This window comes from Streptomyces sp. NPDC058701, from assembly GCF_042715295.1.
GTDB lineage: Bacteria > Actinomycetota > Actinomycetes > Streptomycetales > Streptomycetaceae > Streptomyces.
Window position 1 is genome coordinate 1 of record NZ_JBHXSY010000145.1, and the last position, 1,402, is coordinate 1,402.

General features: G+C 65.2%; 1 pseudogene. It reads left to right on the forward strand.

The features are described from left to right. Positions 1 to 162: 162 nt before the first annotated feature. Positions 163 to 1,400, forward strand: a pseudogene (locus ACFWW8_RS38595) (IS256 family transposase). The last annotated feature ends 2 nt before the right edge of the window (positions 1,401 to 1,402 follow it).

Consider the following 1,402-nt stretch of genomic DNA (forward strand, 5'->3'; position numbering starts at 1 on the left):
GATGGTGTCCCGCCGAGTGGTGTAGCTGATCTTGGCTGGGAAGTGCGCCCTCATCGTGCTCCAGCGCGCATCGGCTGCCGCTAATGCTCCCTGAGAACAGGCAGGCCACCGTGCAAATGTCCTTGGTGAACGGCCAGTTCAACCCAAGGAGTGCACGGTGCCTTGTCCCAGCATGACCTACTTCGCCTGCTCGAGTCACTACGTTCGGCGGACAGCCTGGAGCTCGTCCGTGAGGTCGCCGAGCGCCTGCTGCAGGAACTGATCGAGGCCGAGGCCACCGCGCGGATCGGGGCCGAGTGGGGCGAACGCACGGAGGCCCGCACCAGTTGGCGCAACGGGCACCGGGACAAGACGGTGACCACGCAGGCCGGCGACCTGGAACTCGCCATCCCCAAGCTGCGGGCCGGCAGCTTCTTTCCCAGCCTGCTCGAGCGTCGGCGGCGTATCGACCAAGCCCTCTATGCCGTGGTCATGGAAGCCTACGTCCACGGCGTGTCCACCCGCTCCGTCGACGACCTGGTCAAAGCCCTCGGCTCGGACACCGGCATATCGAAGAGCGAGGTCTCTCGGATCTGCGCCGGTCTCGACGAACAGCTCGAGGTGTTCCGCACCCGGCCACTGGACCACATCCGGTTTCCATACGTCTTCCTCGATGCCACCTACGTCAAAGCACGCGTCGAGCACCGGATCGTCTCCCAGGCAATCGTCATCGCGACCGGCGTCACCGAAGACGGCGGCCGCGAAGTCGTCGGCGTGATGGTCGGCGACAGCGAGACCGAGCCTTCTGGTCCCAATTCCTGCGTCACCTGCGAGAACGTGGCCTGACCGGCGTCCGCCTCGTGATCTCCGACAGTCACAGCGGCCTGGTCAAGGCCATCCGGAAGGTCATGATCGGTGCCGCGTGGCAACGCTGCCGCGTCCACTTCGTCCGCAACGTGTTCTCCGTGATCCCGAAAGGTTCTGCGGAGATGGTCGCCGCGACCATCCGCACTCTCTTCGCCCAGCCCACCGCCGAAGCCGTCCGCACCCACCTCGACACCGTCGCCGACATCCTCGGCGGGCAGTTCCCCAAGGTCAAGGAGATGCTGCTGGAAGCAAAGGAGGACCTGACAGCGTTCGCGGACTTCCCCCACCAGCACTGGAAGAAGATCCAGTCGACCAACCCGCTCGAGCGTCTGAACCGGGAGATCAAACGACGCTCCGACGTCGTCCAGGTCTTCCCGAACACCGCCGCCGTCAGCCGCCTGGCCACCGCCGTCCTCACCGAACTCCACGACGAATGGATCGCCTTCCCCCGCCGCTACCTCTCCATCGAGAGCATGGACAGCCTCTATCCGGACACCGGAAGCAGCCTGCCCGGCACCACCGAAAGATCAGCTACACCACGTCAAGGGACATGACC